This window comes from Novosphingobium sp. KN65.2 (assembly GCF_001368935.1).
Taxonomy (GTDB): Bacteria; Pseudomonadota; Alphaproteobacteria; order Sphingomonadales; family Sphingomonadaceae; genus Novosphingobium; species Novosphingobium mathurense.
The window spans coordinates 1-347 of the sequence record NZ_CCBH010000004.1 but is presented as its reverse complement, the minus strand read 5'-3'; the positions used below and the strand labels follow the sequence as shown (position 1 = coordinate 347).

1 pseudogene is annotated in these 347 nt (G+C 57.6%); it reads left to right on the top strand.

Going from position 1 to position 347, the window contains the following annotated elements:
- Positions 1–347, top strand: a pseudogene (locus SPHV1_RS00525) (conjugal transfer protein TrbE); the annotation flags it as partial.

Genomic DNA, 347 nt, shown 5'->3' with positions numbered 1-347 from the left:
GCGGCAACCACGCCCGCGCACCGCAACGAAATCGGCAACGCCATCGTCAACATGCACGCCAGCGGGGGCAAAACCCTCTCTGAATTTGTGGTCACGATTCAGGATGAAACGGTGCGCGAGGCGATCCGCACCTACACGGTGGACGGCTCTATGGGCCATCTTCTCGATGCGGAACATGACGGCCTGAGCCTGTCGGAATTTACCGTGTTTGAAGTCGAGGAGCTGATGAACCTCGGTGAAAAATACGCGCTGCCGGTCCTCCTCTATCTTTTCCGGCGTATCGAGCGATCTTTGAAGGGCCAGCCTGCCGCGATCATCCTTGATGAAGCATGGATTATGCTGGGGCA